General features: G+C 31.6%; 11 protein-coding genes and 1 other RNA gene. All 12 read left to right on the top strand.

Going from position 1 to position 16,210, the window contains the following annotated elements; genetic code table 11:
* Positions 1 to 374 precede the first annotated feature (374 nt).
* Positions 375 to 1,289 carry a manganese-dependent inorganic pyrophosphatase gene (locus O1U_RS00920; RefSeq protein ID WP_016503536.1) on the top strand — a complete coding sequence of 305 codons (915 nt, stop codon included), beginning with the start codon at positions 375 to 377 and terminating at the stop codon, positions 1,287 to 1,289.
* A gap of 115 nt (positions 1,290 to 1,404) precedes the next feature.
* On the top strand, positions 1,405 to 3,144 hold the full coding sequence (gene argS, locus O1U_RS00915) for an arginine--tRNA ligase (protein WP_040356494.1): 1,740 nt from the start codon (positions 1,405 to 1,407) through the stop codon (positions 3,142 to 3,144).
* A 79-nt stretch (positions 3,145 to 3,223) separates the two neighbouring features.
* Positions 3,224 to 4,267 carry a rod shape-determining protein gene (locus O1U_RS00910; RefSeq protein ID WP_016503534.1) on the top strand — a complete coding sequence of 348 codons (1,044 nt, stop codon included), beginning with the start codon at positions 3,224 to 3,226 and terminating at the stop codon, positions 4,265 to 4,267.
* Positions 4,268 to 4,339: 72 nt separating this feature from the next.
* Positions 4,340 to 5,167, top strand: coding sequence for a rod shape-determining protein MreC (gene mreC / locus O1U_RS00905; RefSeq protein ID WP_016503533.1), 828 nt, complete (start codon positions 4,340 to 4,342; stop codon positions 5,165 to 5,167).
* Between the two features lie 97 nt (positions 5,168 to 5,264).
* Positions 5,265 to 5,702, top strand: coding sequence for a rod shape-determining protein MreD (mreD, locus tag O1U_RS00900; protein WP_051348137.1), 438 nt, complete (start codon positions 5,265 to 5,267; stop codon positions 5,700 to 5,702).
* Between the two features lie 126 nt (positions 5,703 to 5,828).
* Positions 5,829 to 7,298 (top strand): ribonuclease G, encoded by a 1,470-nt coding sequence (gene rng, locus O1U_RS00895; RefSeq protein WP_016503531.1) that lies wholly within the window; start codon positions 5,829 to 5,831, stop codon positions 7,296 to 7,298.
* A gap of 10 nt (positions 7,299 to 7,308) precedes the next feature.
* The gene (locus O1U_RS00890; RefSeq protein ID WP_016503530.1) at positions 7,309 to 11,181 is read left to right on the top strand and encodes a YhdP family protein; all 3,873 of its coding nucleotides are present in this window, start codon (positions 7,309 to 7,311) and stop codon (positions 11,179 to 11,181) included.
* Between the two features lie 34 nt (positions 11,182 to 11,215).
* On the top strand, positions 11,216 to 12,661 hold the full coding sequence (gene tldD / locus O1U_RS00885) for a metalloprotease TldD (protein WP_016503529.1): 1,446 nt from the start codon (positions 11,216 to 11,218) through the stop codon (positions 12,659 to 12,661).
* A 74-nt stretch (positions 12,662 to 12,735) separates the two neighbouring features.
* Positions 12,736 to 13,141: RNase P RNA component class A (rnpB, locus tag O1U_RS04740), an RNA gene on the top strand.
* Positions 13,142 to 13,221: 80 nt separating this feature from the next.
* Positions 13,222 to 14,163, top strand: a complete 942-nt coding sequence (gene rsmH / locus O1U_RS00880; protein ID WP_016503528.1) for a 16S rRNA (cytosine(1402)-N(4))-methyltransferase RsmH — start codon at positions 13,222 to 13,224, stop codon at positions 14,161 to 14,163.
* A gap of 4 nt (positions 14,164 to 14,167) precedes the next feature.
* Positions 14,168 to 14,482, top strand: a complete 315-nt coding sequence (ftsL, locus tag O1U_RS00875) for a cell division protein FtsL (protein WP_016503527.1) — start codon at positions 14,168 to 14,170, stop codon at positions 14,480 to 14,482.
* Between the two features lie 40 nt (positions 14,483 to 14,522).
* Positions 14,523 to 16,205, top strand: coding sequence for a penicillin-binding transpeptidase domain-containing protein (locus O1U_RS00870; protein ID WP_051348136.1), 1,683 nt, complete (start codon positions 14,523 to 14,525; stop codon positions 16,203 to 16,205).
* Positions 16,206 to 16,210: the final 5 nt, after the last annotated feature.

Genomic DNA, 16,210 nt, shown 5'->3' with positions numbered 1-16,210 from the left:
TAACATAGTGATATGGTTTGATTTATATATCTTTTAAATCAAATGAAATATTTAGTTTATATAAAAAGCTAATTTTAAGATTATATTCAAACTATGATGAAAAATAGAACTTAGAATCAATATGTTTTTTAACATTTTCTATATTCTGCAATTCGTTGGATTTATTTAATTTAATTTAAGTTTTTGATTTAACTGGATATTTGCTATTATTAAAGATTAATTATAACTAATCTTCATAGAAGAATAATATAGTCAATATTTAAATATTTTTAAAAAATAAGTTAAAGTTAGTAAATCATTGAAATTGAGGCAAGCTATTTATCTTATGATTAGGTAAATGTATTATTATTAATAGCTTAAGATTAGGAGGAAAAATGATTCTTGTAATTGGTCATAAAAATCCAGATAGTGATAGTATTTGTAGCGCGCTAGCAACTACAGCTTTGTTAAAAGCGCGGGGGTTTAAAGCTAAGCCCATACGTCAAGGTAAGGTTAATAGAGAAACTGAATATATTCTTAAAACTGCTGGTGTTGCACAACCTGAATTATGTACGAATATTTCTGGCAAAAAAGTGTGGTTAGTTGATCATACTGATTTAGCACAAGCAGCAGATGATATTGGCGAAGCTGAAATCTTAGGGATTGTTGATCATCATCGTCTAGGTGATGTTATGACAATAAATCCTTTAGAGGTTTGGATTTGGCCAGTAGGTTGCACATGTACCATATTATTCAATCTATTTAAAATTGAAAAGGTACAAATTACACAACAACTAGCAATTTTAATGATGTCTGCAATCCTTTCTGATACAGTTGCGTTTTCATCTCCTACTTGTACTTTAAAAGATAAAGATGCAGTGCAAGAATTAGCAAAGATTGCTTCGGTAGAAAATTTAGATGAATTTACTAAATCAATTTTAATTGCTAAAACAGATATCAAAGGATTATCAGCTACTGAATTAGTAGAAAAAGATCTTAAAGCCTACACACATAATGGTCATTATTTAATGATTGGTCAAGTTGAGCTTGCAAGCTTAGATCAAGTTAGCAATCTCATCAAAGATATTGAAGATGATTTGGAAATTCGTTGCAAAAAAAATAATTCACCTTTTTCAGCTATTATGCTTACTGACATTATGACAGCTAGAACTAGGTTAATTTACAAGGGGAAATGGGCAGATAATCTAAATAAATACAGAAAAAATGGTATGTTAATGATGGAGAATACACTAAGTCGAAAAAAACAATGTTGGCCTTGGATTCAATCAGAACTGTTAAAGTCTGTCTAGAGATTTTTTTTAGCATAAAAATAGCGCGTTAACATACTAAATAAGTACAAAATATGCCAGATTTTATTATTCAGATAAGTTATTTGACAGCTTTAAAGATTTAAAGGAACATCTTGTGAATATGCAATTATTAATTAATAAAAAAATATCGAATGCCCTTGAAGATGCTGGTGCTCCTTTAGGAAGCTTTGCTGATGTTCGTCAATCTTCAAAACAAGAATTTGGAGATTATCAAGTAAATGGGATAATGAGCATTGCTAAACGTTTGGGAATTGATTCATACACATTTGCTAAAAAAGTATCAAAAATCATAAACCTAAATGGTATTGAAAAAAAAATAGAGGTTATCAAACCTGGTTTTATTAACATTTTTCTAAATAATTGTTTTTTAGAGGAAAAAATTAATAAAATTTCAGTTTCTAATGAATGTCTTGGTATTCAAAAAGAAATTAGTAAAACCATTGTGGTTGATTATTCAGCTCCAAATATAGCTAAAGAAATGCATGTTGGCCATTTACGTTCAACTCTCATTGGAGATGCAGTAGTTCGAGTACTAGAGTTTTTAGGTCATAAGGTTATTCGTGTAAATCATATTGGTGATTGGGGTACTCAATTTGGTATGCTTATTGCGAATCTTGAACGGATACAGAAAGGCTTAAGTAATACAGCATTAATGAATTTATCCAATTTAGAAAAATTTTATCGTGAATCTCAAAAACTATATGACACAGATAAGGAATTTGCAATCCAGGCTCGTTCTTATGTTGTTAGGTTACAAAGTGGTGATAAATTTTGTTCTGAAATGTGGAAACAGTTAGTGGATATTAGTATGATTCAAAATCAGCGTAATTATGAACGTTTAAATGTTTCTCTAACCCATAGTCATGTAATGGGAGAAAGCATGTATAACGATATGTTACCTGATATTGTTACTGACCTTGAAAAGAAAGGTTTAGCTAAACAAGATAATGGTGCTAAAGTTGTATTTTTAGATGAATTTAAAAATAAAAACGGTGCTCCTATGGGAGTTATTATACAAAAACATGATGGAGGTTTTCTTTATACTACAACTGATATAGCTTGCGCAAAGTACCGCTATGAACAGATGGATGCTGATCGTATTCTTTATTTTGTTGATTCTCGTCAACATCAACATTTAATGCAAGCTTGGACTATTGTTCGAAAAGCAGGTTATGTTCCCAAACACGTTTCTTTAGAGCATCATGCGTTTGGTATGATATTGGGTAAGGATGGTCGTCCATTTAAAACTAGATCAGGTTGTACTGTGCTTCTTAAAGACTTATTAAATGAAGCTGAAAGTCGTGCAATGAAATTAGTTGAATCAAAAAAACCAAATTTGAAAGCAGATGAGAAAATAAATATTTCTAATATAATTGCAATAGCAGCGATAAAATATTCAGATCTTTCAAAGCATCGTGATACTGACTATGTATTTGATTGGGATCATATGCTAGAAATTGAAGGGAATACAGCATTATACATTCAATATGCGTACGTTCGTCTTATTTCTATCTTTACTAAAGTTGGCCTGTCAATAGATTCTTTTAAAGGTGTTATTAAAATTACATGCAAGAAGGAAAGAGCACTTGTTATGAAGTTGCTACAGTTTGAAGAAGTGATAAAATCTGTTTCTGTTCAGGGACAACCTCATATTCTATGTAATTATTTATTTGAATTAGCAGGGCAGTTTTCTAGATTTTATGAAGTTTATCCTATTCTAATTAAACAAAATATTCTTTTGAAACAAAGTCGGTTGCAATTATCGGCATTAATAGCAAAAACTATTAGACAAGGTTTATCATTACTAGGTATTAGAACTTTAAATAATATTTAATCATTATTGAATGTTGAAGTTTTTTATTTGTTCTTTTTAATTCTCTTTATTTTATAATTTTTTCAGGATAATCGAAAATATGTTTAAAAAACTTCGTGGTATGTTTTCAAGTGATCTATCTATTGATTTAGGCACTGCTAATACTCTCATCTACGTAAGAGGTCAAGGCATTGTTTTAGATGAACCTTCTGTAGTTGCTATACGTCAAGATCGATCCCGTTCAGGAAAAAGTGTTGCAGCTGTTGGTTATGCTGCAAAACAAATGCTAGGTCGAACTCCTGGTAATATTTTAGCAATTCGTCCTATGAAAGATGGTGTAATTGCTGATTTTTATGTAACTGAAAAAATGCTTCAGCACTTCATAAGACAAGTTCATGATAATAGTGTACTAAAACCTAGTCCGCGTGTTTTAGTTTGCGTTCCTTGCGGTTCTACTCAGGTAGAGCGTCGTGCTATTCGTGAATCTGCTTTAGGTGCAGGTGCTCGTGAAGTTTATTTGATTGATGAACCTATGGCAGCTGCAATAGGTGCGGGATTACGTGTATCTGAACCTACAGGGTCAATGGTTATTGATATTGGTGGAGGTACAACTGAAGTGGCCGTTATTTCGTTGAATGGTGTAGTTTATTCCTCTTCTGTTCGTATGGGTGGTGATCGTTTTGATGAGGCAATTATTAATTATGTACGTCGCAATTATGGCAGTTTGATTGGCGAAGCGACCGCAGAAAGGATTAAGCATAAAATTGGTTCAGCTCATCCAGGTAATGATGTCAAAGAAATTGAAGTTCGTGGTAGAAATTTAGCAGAGGGTGTTCCTCGTAGTTTTAGTTTAAGTTCAAATGAAATTTTAGAAGCACTTCAGGAACCTTTAAGTAGTATTGTTTCAGCAGTAATGCTTGCTTTAGAGCAGTGTCCTCCAGAACTCGCTTCTGATATTTCTGAAAATGGTATGGTTTTAACTGGCGGTGGTGCATTATTAAAAGATTTAGATCGTCTATTAACTAAAGAAACTGGAATACCAGTTGTAGTGGCTGAAGATCCTTTAACATGTGTTGCCTTAGGTGGTGGTAAAGCGTTGGAAATGATTGATATGCATGGTGGTGATTTATTTAATGAAGAGTAATTACTATAAAAAATTAGTAGGCTATATTCTTAAGATTAAAAATAAAAAGCAACATTTGGATATTTAAATAGAATGAAACCTATATTTGACAAAGGACCTTCAATTCAATTTCGTTTATTTTTATCTGTTATTTTATCAGCTAGTTTGATGTTTGCAGATAGTCATTCTAGTGCTTTTTATACAGTTCGATATTTCTTAAATAGTTTAATTATTCCATTACAGTATATAGCTGATATGCCTAGGTTTGTTTTTGTTTTTTTTGATGAAAACTTTAATACAAAGAAATCATTAATCGATTCTAATCGTACTTTGAAGATGGAGCTTCTGCTTCTTAAAAGCGATTTAATGCTTTTAAATGAATACAAAAAAGAAAATAAAAATTTACGTAAACTTCTTGAGTTTTCATTATTGCATGATGAAAAGAAAATTGTTACTGAGGTAATGGCAGCTGATACTACATCTTATCGTCGTCAAATTCTTATTAATAAGGGGCATCATGATGGTGTGTATGAAGGTCAACCAGTAATTAGCGAAGATGGTATCGTTGGTCAAGTAGCTTCTGTTAATGCATATAATAGCCGGGTTTTGCTATTGACTGATAATAACAGTGCTATTCCAGTGCAAGCTATACGTAATGGTGTTCGAGCAATTGCTTCTGGCACTGGTAATTGGGATTGGATGCAGTTAGAACATATCTCTATTACTACTGATATTCAAGAAGGTGATTTATTGGTCACATCAGGTTTAGGTGGTGTTTACCCACAAGGTTATCCTGTGGCCTATGTGAATAAAGTTGAACATCATACTCAAAAAAAGTTTGTGGTAGTTCGTGCTAATCCAGTTGTAGATTTTGAACGATTAAGGTATTTGTTATTACTTTGGCCTGCACATCAAATGTGAGGATCTCGATAAGATTGGATTTTTAGAAAAACGAGATATTTTTAACTATGATAAAAGATTTTGTAAAGAGTTATTTAGTAATTAATATTTCTTTTTTATTGCATTGGTTTTACAAACTATTCCATGGCCAGGCAATCTTGTTTTTTTAAGGCCTTCTTGGATTTTTTTAGTGATCTCCTATTGGGTATTATCGTTGCCACATCGGGTAAATGTAGGCACTGCATTAATACTTGGTTTAATTTGGGATTTGTTGTTGGGTTCAACTCTTGGGATACGCGGTATGATGATGTCGATAGTTGTTTATATTATAGCTTTCAATTTTTTAATACTACGTAATTCAGCTTTATGGCAACAAGCAGTTTTAATAGCGTTATTGTCAATGGTTTTAGAAGTTTTTATTTTTCTTGGAGAATATGTAGTTCAGGATACTACTTTTAATCCTCTCTTTTTATTGAGTGCTTTTCTTAATTGTTTACTTTGGCCTTGGGTATTTCTATTGATGCGCCGAATTCGTCGTCATTGGTGTTTAAGGTAAATAGTTATTATTAATAATTAGATAATGTAGAGAAAAACTATTGTACAGAGAACCAACTCCAATCATCAATTACTAGTTGGTTTTCTTTATCCTTGGGCTATCTTCTTATTTTTAAGGTATTTGCTAATGAGCATGGAGTTGGTTCTAAATGTTACTATGAGTGAAACTCGTTTAGCTATAGTTAAAAATAGAGTCCTTCAAGAGATACGTATAGATCGTAAAGTTAATCATGGGATTGTTGGTAATATTTATAAAGGTAAAGTCATTCGAGTATTACCTAGTATGCAATCGGCTTTTGTTAATTTAGGTTTAGATAAACCTGCATTTTTGCATTTATCCGATATTTCTGTTTATTCAAAAAACAGGAAAACCAAGAAATTTCAAGTAAATAGTATTTCTGACATTATTCATCAAGGGCAAGATATTATTGTTCAAGTTTTAAAAGAATCATTAGATATAAAAAGGGTTCGTTTAACTACCAAAATTATTATTCCTTCAAAGTATTTAATTTTTGTTTTTGGTTCTATCAATATTGGTATTTCCAAAAATATTTCAAACCAGTATGAACGCAATCGTTTAAAAAAAATTATTTCTAATTATTGCGATAAAAATTTCAGTTTTATTATCCGAAGTGCTGCTGAAGGTATTGATAAAACTAAACTTGTTCAAGATGCCGTTTTTTTAAAGAATATTTGGTCGAAAGTTTTAGAAAGAAAAAATAGAAGCAGTACTTGTATAGTGCTTTATAGTGAACTAGGCTTAACTCAGAGCATTCTTCGTGATTTTGGAACTATTAACAATTTTGCTAAAATCTTAGTTGATTCGTATTCGGAGTATAAGAAAATCAAAAAGTTTGCTTTGAACTATATTCCAGAACTTGCTAATAAAGTTAAATTTTATTCAGGAAGTGATCCTATATTCGATATTTATAATATTGAAAATCAAATTCAATGTTCTTTAAAACCTAAAGTTACATTTAAATCTGGCGGTTATTTACTCATTGAGCAGACTAAGTCAATGATAACAATCGATATTAACACTGGTACTTTTGTAGGTATGAATAAATTTGAAGATACAATTTTAAATATTAATATTGAGGCAACTAAAGAGATAGTACATCAATTGCGCTTGCGTAACCTAGGTGGAATTATTATTATCGATTTCATTGATATGATGTCTGATAAAGATCGTGAATGTGTAATTGCATCATTGAAAACAGAGTTAACTAAAAATTGCGTACAAGCAACTGTTGGTAGTTTTACTCGATTTGGTTTATTGGAAATAACTCGAAAACGTACACGAGAGAGTATTGAAAATGTTCTTTGTGATAGCTGCTATTCATGCAAAGGAAAGGGAACTATAAAAACATCTGAAACAGTATATTTTGAAATTCTTCGTGAAATTTTGTATTTGAGTAAAAAAGATTCTGTTAAAGAAGAAAAATTTTTTGTACATGCATCACCTGAGGTTGCAAGGATATTACAATTTGATAAATCGCATGAATTATACCAATTACAAGCCATTATCGGAAAGCAAGTATTTATTCAAATTGAACCGCTCTATTTTCGAGAGCATTTTAACGTTGTTGTAATATAATGGAAGTTTTGTGAATCTAAATTTTATTCGGATATCTCGTTTTTTTTTATTTCTAGTAGCTATATCATCTATCTTTTTAGCAATAATAATAACCATATTACGTATTACTTTATTTCGAATTGAATTTTTTCAAGAAGATTTTGAAACTTGGCTTAGTCAAGCAAGCTGTGTTAATTTTCAAGTATCTGAAATGAATGGATTTTTTCGTAATGGTCATATTTATATTTCTCTAGAAGGATTACATCCTAAATCTTCTGAAAGTTGTAATGTTTTTTTTTCTGCTAAAAAACTTGAAATTAAACTTGATCTGATTCAGTCAATTATTCAATTGCAACCGGTTATTTCTAACCTTACTATCAATGAATTTCAATTGGATTTCAAAAGCATTAATCCATTCCATTTTATAAAAGAAATAGGTTTACACTTTTCTTCAGAAAAGGAAAACTTAGACTTTCTTAGAACTATTATTGCTAATTTTGATAGTCTTCTCCTGAGACAGTTAAATAATTTCTCTTTTCTAAACTCCAGTATTCATTACAATTCAAGAAATGGTCAAAGTAACCATATTAACATCGAAAAGTTTCGCTGGCAAAGTAACAAAAAAGACCATCGAGTAGAAGGGTTAATTAGTATTGATGATAGCACTTCAAATTCACTTTTTATAAGAGGTCATTTTATTGATAATAATTCATTTAATGATCTTTCTGGAGAGTTATACATCTCTGCTGATAATATTGCAGTCACTCCATGGTTAAATTCATATTTTACAAGTGAAATTGACAAAGGAGAAGTTAGCTTTAATAGTTGGTTAAGTATTTCTCATAATCAAACTATAGATGTTTATGTAAAACTAAAACCATCAAAATTAATTTGGAAAGACCAATCAAAACACTCTTTATTACTAGAATCAGGCAGATTTAGATTATCTTCATTTCAGAATAATTGGATAACAAATATCCATTTAGTTAATGTTCAAATAAATGACATTACTTGGCCAAAACTTGATATGGTATTAAATTGGCAACCTGAAAAATGGTTTTTTAACATTGTTCAAATTGATATGGAAACGTTTTTTTCTGTTATGAAATTAGCACCTAATTTTTATAAGAATATTCAATTTTTTAATCAGATTAGATTAAAAGGATTATTAAAAGATGTAAGAGTTTCTATGGAAAAAACATGGGATTCCTTGCATTATTCTGCTGGATTTTCTAATGTTTCAATGGAACAGTGGAATTTTTTTCCAGAGATTCATCATGTTTCTGGTTCAGTATTTGGAAATATTCAACAAGCAAAAATATCAATTACACTAATTGATGAAATACTGCCTTATGATAAACTTCTTCAAGCAGCATTAAATATTCAAGAAAGCAAAATTGATCTTATTTGGCAGAATAATGCAAATAGTTGGTCTTTATGGTCTGATAATATCATAGTAATCACACCTGATTTGCAAGTATTAGGTACATTTCATTTAGATTTTCCAGAGAATCAAAGTCCGTTCCTATCTTTTTATGCGGAAGCTAATTTATATAATGCAAGCCAAACTTGGCGTTATTTACCAAAGGCATTATTGGGAGAAAATTTAACTAATTATCTTTCTAGTTCTATTCAGGCAGGTGAAGCAAATGCTGCTAAATTGCTTTGGTATGGGAAATTAGCTGGTTTTCCATACAGTAAAAATAATGGCATATTTCAAGCTTGGATTGGACTTAAAAAAGCTCAGTTTGCTTTTGATACTGATTGGCCCCCATTGACAAATATGCAAGTAAATTTGTTATTTGAAAATGATTCTATGTATTTTGAATCTTATGAAGCTAATTCATTAGATGTAAAAGTTAATCGTATTACTGGTCATATTCCTTTTCTAGGTGTAACTAGTTATATTGAGATGAAAGTTAGTGTAGTAGCGGAAGGCGATGCTTTTCGAGATTATATACTTGTTTCTCCATTGATTGATTCAGTTGGTACGTTATTAAGTGCTATTCATTTGACTGGAGAAGTACATTGTAATGTTCAAATCAATATCCCTTTAAATATGGATAGTGAATTAAAAACAATAGGTTATGTAGATCTTAATAATAACAATGTTAAAATAGATTCTTTGTCTTTAGCATTAGAATCAGTTTATGGTCAAATTGAATTTAATAATGGTCTTGTTAAAGCTAAGGGAATTACTACAAAATTATTTAGTCAACCAGTAGAATTAGATTTAGTTGTAAAAAATATTGATTCAGGTTATGAACTTGAAATTGATCTGTTAGGAAATAATGATATTAAATTTTTATCTCCCTATGTTGGTAAACATTGGACAAGATTTTTATCTGGCTATACTCAATGGAAAATGGATGTAAACGTTCAATTAAATGAATTTGGCTTTATGTATAAAATTGATGGTTTCGCTGATTTAAAAATGATTAAAAGTGAATATCCATATCCATTTCATAAGGATTTTAAACAAGAGGGAAAGTTTTATTTACAAATTATTGGTGATCATAAATCCTTTAATGCAGAGTTTGGACTACCAAAAGTTCGGTATCAAGCTGAAGTTGATATTATTTCTGAGAAATTATTATTTAGAAAAAGTAACTTTGTTATTAGTTCTGATGCTTGTGAGGTTATTGATATTCCTATAGTGGATGGACATTATGCTCAAATTCAGACTAATCAATTTAACTTAGATGAATGGATTGCTTTCTATTATGCATATTTTAATCAAGAACCTTTTTTCAAAAAACCTAATAAGTTAATTATTCCAATTCCAGAAAAAATTAGGATAAATGCATCAGAATTAACTTTAGCTAATATTCAATGGAATGATGTTAATTTTTTTATTCATCGTAAAAATTTAGATTGGTATTTTGATTTTATTAGTCAAGAATTTCAAGGTAAAGCTAATTATATTGAGTTATCTAAATTATCTATTTCATTAGAAAGACTATACTTATATTCCCCTAAGTTTAGTAAGACTATCAAAAATAATCTTTGGTCAATTGAAAAAAAACCAGATTCTTATTCCACTAAATCATTTAACCGTATTTTTCATAAAGTAATGCCAAATTTAACACTCACTATTACTGATTTTTGGCTACAAGGTTATAAAGTAGGAAAAGTTAATATTAATATAAAGCGAGATAGAGAAAAGTTAAAATTTAAAAAAATTTCTTTTATTAGCGATGGAAACGAAATACATATTAACGGTGCTTGGACATTAGATAATACTCGTAGTCATGTTGATCTTAGTTTGGTAATGACTAGTAAAAATAACAGCGAGTTAATGGAGCGTTTTGGTATTACTTCACGTATTCAGGAAGCCCCACTTCAATTATCTAGCTTGCTAAGATGGGATGGTTCTCCTTGGTCAGTAAAATTAGATAGTCTTGAAGGGAAAGTAAACAGCGCATTAGGAAAAGGTATCCTTTTAAAGGTAAGTAACTCTTCACGTGTGCGTTTATTAGGAGTATTTAATTTAGACTCAATTATTCGCAAGATAAAGTTAGATTTTTCGGATTTTTTTTCTAAAGGAATATCTTTTAATTCTATTAAAGGGACTGGTGAAATTAAAAAAGGAATTTTTGTTACTAATGATACCATAATAAATGGAATTTCTGGGAAAATCACTATTAATGGCTCAGCTGACTTGATTAGACAAGTTCTTGATGCAGAAATAAATTTTGTGCCTGATATCATTTCTGGAGTACCATTTTTAAGTGCTTTGATTATGTCATATCACACTACAATATATGTTTTTGCTATTACAGCAGCAATAACTCCTGTACTAGATGCATTAACTCAAGTTAACTATTCAATAAAAGGACCATTGGGTGACCTAGAAGTAAAAAAACTTACTCATACTAAAATTAAGTCAAAATACAATTATTAAAAATCAATTGAGTAATAAAATTGAGAGCAGGACAATGACTATAAATCATATAAAGGATATGTTATTAAAACCAGCGGATTTAACAGAAGAAGATATTTTTAGTACTCTGTCAAGTATCGCTACTCGTCAGATTGATTATGCTGATATTTATTTTCAGTTAAATTCCCAAGAGTCGTTGATTTTAGAAGATAGTATTATTAAAGAAGGTTCTTTTAATATTGATTGTGGTGTTGGTGTACGAGCAATAGTAGGAGAAAAAACAGGTTTTGCTTATTCCAATCAAATCAATCTTGATGGATTAAAGAGCAATGCTTTTGCTGCACGAAGCATTGCTCAAAAAGGGGGAAATGGTAAAGTGCAGTCATTAAAGCGTAATGAAAATCAAGATTATTATTTTGCTTTGAATCCATTAAATACGTGGGGAAATAAGCAAAAAATAGAATTTCTTAAACAGTTAGACTACTATATTCGCTCTAAAGAATCATTAATTGAAGAAGTATCAATCAGTTTAAATGCTATGTACGATCAGATATTGGTTTTTGCTACTGATGAAACTTATGCAGGTGATATTCGTCCGTTAGTTCGTCTTTCAATTAGTGTTTTAGTAAAAAAGGGGAATCGACGTGAACGAGGAACTTCAGGTGGTGGTGGCCGTTTAGGTTATGACTTTTTTTTAGATAAAAATATAGGTTATAAAACAGCATATCGATTTGCTGATGAGGCGATTCATCAAGCTCTTATTAATTTAGAAGCTATTTCAGCACCTGCTGGTTTAATGCCTGTTGTTTTAGGTTCTGGTTGGCCTGGAGTTTTATTACATGAAGCAATAGGGCATGGTCTTGAAGGAGATTTTAATCGAAAAGGTTCTTCTGTATTCTCTGGGAAAATCGGTCAGCAAGTAACATCAAATCTTTGTACAATTGTTGATGATGCTACTTTAAAAGGGAGACGTGGTTCCTTAAATATTGATGATGAAGGAACTAGTGGTCAATACAGTGTGTTAATTGAGAATGGTATTTTAAAAAACTACATGCAAGATAAGCACAATGCACATTTAATGGGCATGAGTTCAACTGGTAATGGTCGACGTGAATCTTATGCACATTTGCCTATTCCACGTATGACTAATACCTATATGCTTCCTGGAAAACATACACCAGAAGAAATTATTTCTACAGTTCATAAAGGTCTTTATGCTCCTAATTTTTCTGGTGGTCAGGTTGATATCACTTCTGGTAAGTTTGTTTTTTCTACCTCTGAAGCGTACTTAATTGAGGAAGGTAAAATTACCTCTCCAGTAAAAGATGCAAGTTTAATTGGTTCTGGCATTGAAGTTATGCAGCAAGTTTCTATGATAGGAAATGATCTTAATATAGATTGTGGTGTAGGGGTTTGTGGTAAAGATGGACAAAATGTACCGGTTGGTGTTGGGCAACCAACATTAAAGTTAGATTTTCTAACTGTAGGGGGTACCGATTAAACAATAAAATAATATGCTACTTTATAGATTAAAGTAGACATTTGAAATTCTTATCTATATAATTCCCGACTCGGGGTTAGAATTTGGTAGTCGCTGCTTTATCATCTCAATTATCAAGGGATTGCTAAAGGAGAGGAAAGTCCGGGCTCCATAGAGCAGGGTGCCAGATAATCTCTGGAAAGCAGGAGCTTATGACAAGTGCAGCAGAAAGAAGATCGCCGATGGCTATATTCCTATAGATTTATAGGATATATGTACAGGTAAGAGTGAAAGGGTACGGTAAGAGCGTACCGTGCGACTGGTAACAGTTCGTAGCTAGGTAAACTTCCACCTGGAGCAAGACCAAATAGACTTCCGCATTGCGTTGCTCGCGTATGAGAAGTGGGTAGGTCGCTTGAGCCTTTGAGTGATCACTGGCCTAGATGAATGACTACCTCCATGAATATGGAACAGAACCCGGCTTATATATTCTAACTCTGTCTATATCACCCATCATAACCTATGTTATGGTGGGTTTTTCAATTTTATGTATGCTTTTCAGTTTGATCTTGAAGGATGATATGCCTGATTTTTTTTCACATACTTCTGTACTACTTAATGAATCTATAAATGGATTAGCTATTAAATCTAATGGTATCTATATTGATGCTACATTCGGTCGTGGTGGACATAGCCGTGCTATTCTTTCCCGATTAGGAAAGCATGGGAGATTGTACAGTATTGATCGTGATTATGAAGCAGTACTAGAAGGGGAAAAAATTGATGACCCTCGTTTTACAATGATTCATAGTCCATTTTCAGAGATGTTAAACTATGCTGGTTATTATAATATTCTTAAACAAGTAGATGGCATTTTATTAGATCTTGGGGTTTCATCACCACAACTTGATAATTCAGAGCGTGGTTTTAGTTTTATGAGAGATGGTCCTTTAGACATGCGTATGGACCAGACATCAGGTACCCCAGTTTCTGAGTGGTTATTGAAAGCTAATTTGAATGATATTATATGGGTAATTCGAAAATTTGGTGAAGAAAGATATGCTTGCCGTATTGCAAAGGCAATTATTAGATACCGAAATGATGTAAAGAAAGAACCTTTAACCCGTACTAGTCAGTTAGCTCAGCTTATTTCTGGAGTAGCTAAAAATTTTAAAAAGCATCCTGCAACTCGTGTATTTCAAGCATTTCGGATATATATTAATAACGAACTTGAAGAAATCGATTCTGTACTTAATCAGTCTATAGATATTTTAGCTCCTAAAGGACGGTTGCTAGTTATTAGTTTTCATTCTTTAGAGGATCGTATAGTTAAGCATTTTATGCGTAAAAAAAGTGATTTTGATAGGATACCTAATCAGCTTCCACTAACTGATAATCAAATTAAAAAATTAAGTAATTTAAATCTTAAGATAATTGGCAAACCTATCAAGGCATCTCAGCATGAAGTTATGGTAAATATTCGTTCTCGCAGTGCTATATTACGAATCGCTGAACGGTTGTAAATATATGAGTAAATTAAAACAAAATTTAACTAAAATCATTCTCCAGGATTTATTTACAGCTGGGCGTACTTCAGTATTTTTATTATCATTGGTTCTTTTGAATGCAATTGGAGTAGTTTATATTACTCATTATTCTAGACAGGAAATCTCTGAGAAAAATCAAATACTGCTTGAACGAGATAAATTAAGTAATGAATGGAGAAATTTACTTTTGGAGGAAACGGCTTTATCTGATCATAGTCGCATCTATGATATAGCAAAAAAAGAGTTAGGAATGAAACGTCCTAGCACAGGGAAAGAAATAGTAATCACTTTATAATAAAGTTAAAGGTAACTTTATTCAAAAGTAGCTGAAAGAAATGAAATCATTATTGATATCTTGGCGTTTTCGTTTAATATTCTTATGCATTTTATGGATCTTTATAATTTTAGTAGGAAGAATAGGATATATACAAATTCTAGAACCTGATCAGCTGATTTATCAAGGAGATATGCGTTCTGTTCGTGCTAAAACTCTTCATTTTGCTCGTGGAATTATTTCAGATAGAAACGGTGAACCACTTGCTATAAGTGTGCCTGTTGAAGCTGTTTGGGCTGATCCTATAGCAATTTTTAAAGGAAATGCTTTAGAGGATTTAAAACGTTGGTATGCACTAGCTGATGTTTTAAAGTTACGAAGAGAAGAATTAATTAAAAAAATTGAAGAAAATCATGATCGTCGATTTATTTATATTCAGCGTCAAGTTACTCCTGTTATAGCTAATTATATTCGTAAACTTAACCTAGTAGGTATTGGATTAAAATCTGAATCTCGTCGATATTATCCTACTGGTGAAGTTAGCGCACATGTTATTGGTGTCGTTGGAATTGATGGTTATGGTTTAGAAGGGATAGAATACAGTTATAATAAATGGTTAACTGGTGAGGTAGGTAGACGTGTCATTCGAAAAGACCATTATGGGAGAGTAATTGAAAATATTTCTTTAGAAGAGCGTGAAGAAGGGAAACCACTAAAGTTAACTATCGACCAACGTTTACAAGCAATAGCATTTCGTGCTATCAAGCAAGCTGTATCAGATTTTCGTGCAACATCAGGTTCAGCTGTTTTGCTTGACATAAAAACTGGAGAAGTATTAGCTATGGTTAATGCTCCCTCTTATAATCCAAATAATCGTTCTGATCTTCAGTCATTTAAGATGAGAAATCGTGTCATAACTGATTCATTTGAACCAGGTTCAACAGTAAAACCATTTGCAATGTTAGCAGCATTGAAGAATGGTGCAGTTAATAAAGATACTGTAATTGATACTGGTAGTGGTGTTATGAGGATCGGTAAAAGTTATGTACGTGATACATTGAAAGTTGGTAAAGCAGATCTCACTACTATATTAAAAAAATCAAGTAATATTGGCATTGCAATGCTGGCTTTAAATATTCCTCTAGAAGTATTATTAAATATCTATAGTTCAGTTGGTTTTGGAGAAGTTTCCGGTTTAAATTTATCTGGAGAAACAGCGGGTATTTTTCATAAAAATCTCCACCGAACACAATTTGAAATTGCAACATTAGCATTTGGTTATGGATTAAGTATCACTCCATTGCAGCTAGCACATGCTTATGCAACCTTAGGGAATTATGGAAAATATCAACCAGTACACATCATTAAGAGTAGCAAATTGCGAGATTCTCGTCAAGTAATTGATGGTGATATTGCTAAACAAGTTTTATTAATGCTAGAAGAAGTTACTCATTCAGGAGGCACAGCTAGAAAAGCTGCAGTGCCTGGTTATCGAGTTGCTGCTAAAACAGGAACATCTCGCAAAGCGATTCCTGGAGGATATGGTGATGAATACTTTGCTTATACTGCTGGAGTGGCTCCTGTTAGTGAACCAAAAGTTGCACTAGTTGTTATTGTTAATGAACCACAAGGAGATCATTATTATGGTGGTATAGTAGCTAGTCCTGTATTTTCAGAGATCATGCAAGGTGCACTACAGATCTTAAATATTCCTCCTGATAACAATAAATTTCAACACCAATAGTGAAG

The sequence above is a fragment of the Candidatus Photodesmus katoptron Akat1 genome (assembly GCF_000478685.1).
Taxonomy (GTDB): Bacteria; Pseudomonadota; Gammaproteobacteria; order Enterobacterales; family Vibrionaceae; genus Vibrio; species Vibrio anomalopis.
The sequence above is the reverse complement of the archived record's forward strand: the minus strand, read 5'-3'. Positions and strand labels throughout refer to the sequence as shown.

What these genes read in the sequence shown, in the direction of transcription:
- O1U_RS00920 (WP_016503536.1), top strand. Translation starts at nt 375, where the DNA reads ATGATTCTTGTAATTGGTCATAAAAATCCAGATAGTGATAGTATTTGT.
- O1U_RS00910 (WP_016503534.1), top strand. Translation starts at nt 3,224, where the DNA reads ATGTTTAAAAAACTTCGTGGTATGTTTTCAAGTGATCTATCTATTGAT.
- mreC (WP_016503533.1), top strand. Translation starts at nt 4,340, where the DNA reads ATGAAACCTATATTTGACAAAGGACCTTCAATTCAATTTCGTTTATTT.
- rng (WP_016503531.1), top strand. Translation starts at nt 5,829, where the DNA reads ATGAGCATGGAGTTGGTTCTAAATGTTACTATGAGTGAAACTCGTTTA.
- tldD (WP_016503529.1), top strand. Translation starts at nt 11,216, where the DNA reads ATGACTATAAATCATATAAAGGATATGTTATTAAAACCAGCGGATTTA.
- rsmH (WP_016503528.1), top strand. Translation starts at nt 13,222, where the DNA reads ATGCCTGATTTTTTTTCACATACTTCTGTACTACTTAATGAATCTATA.
- ftsL (WP_016503527.1), top strand. Translation starts at nt 14,168, where the DNA reads ATGAGTAAATTAAAACAAAATTTAACTAAAATCATTCTCCAGGATTTA.
- O1U_RS00870 (WP_051348136.1), top strand. Translation starts at nt 14,523, where the DNA reads ATGAAATCATTATTGATATCTTGGCGTTTTCGTTTAATATTCTTATGC.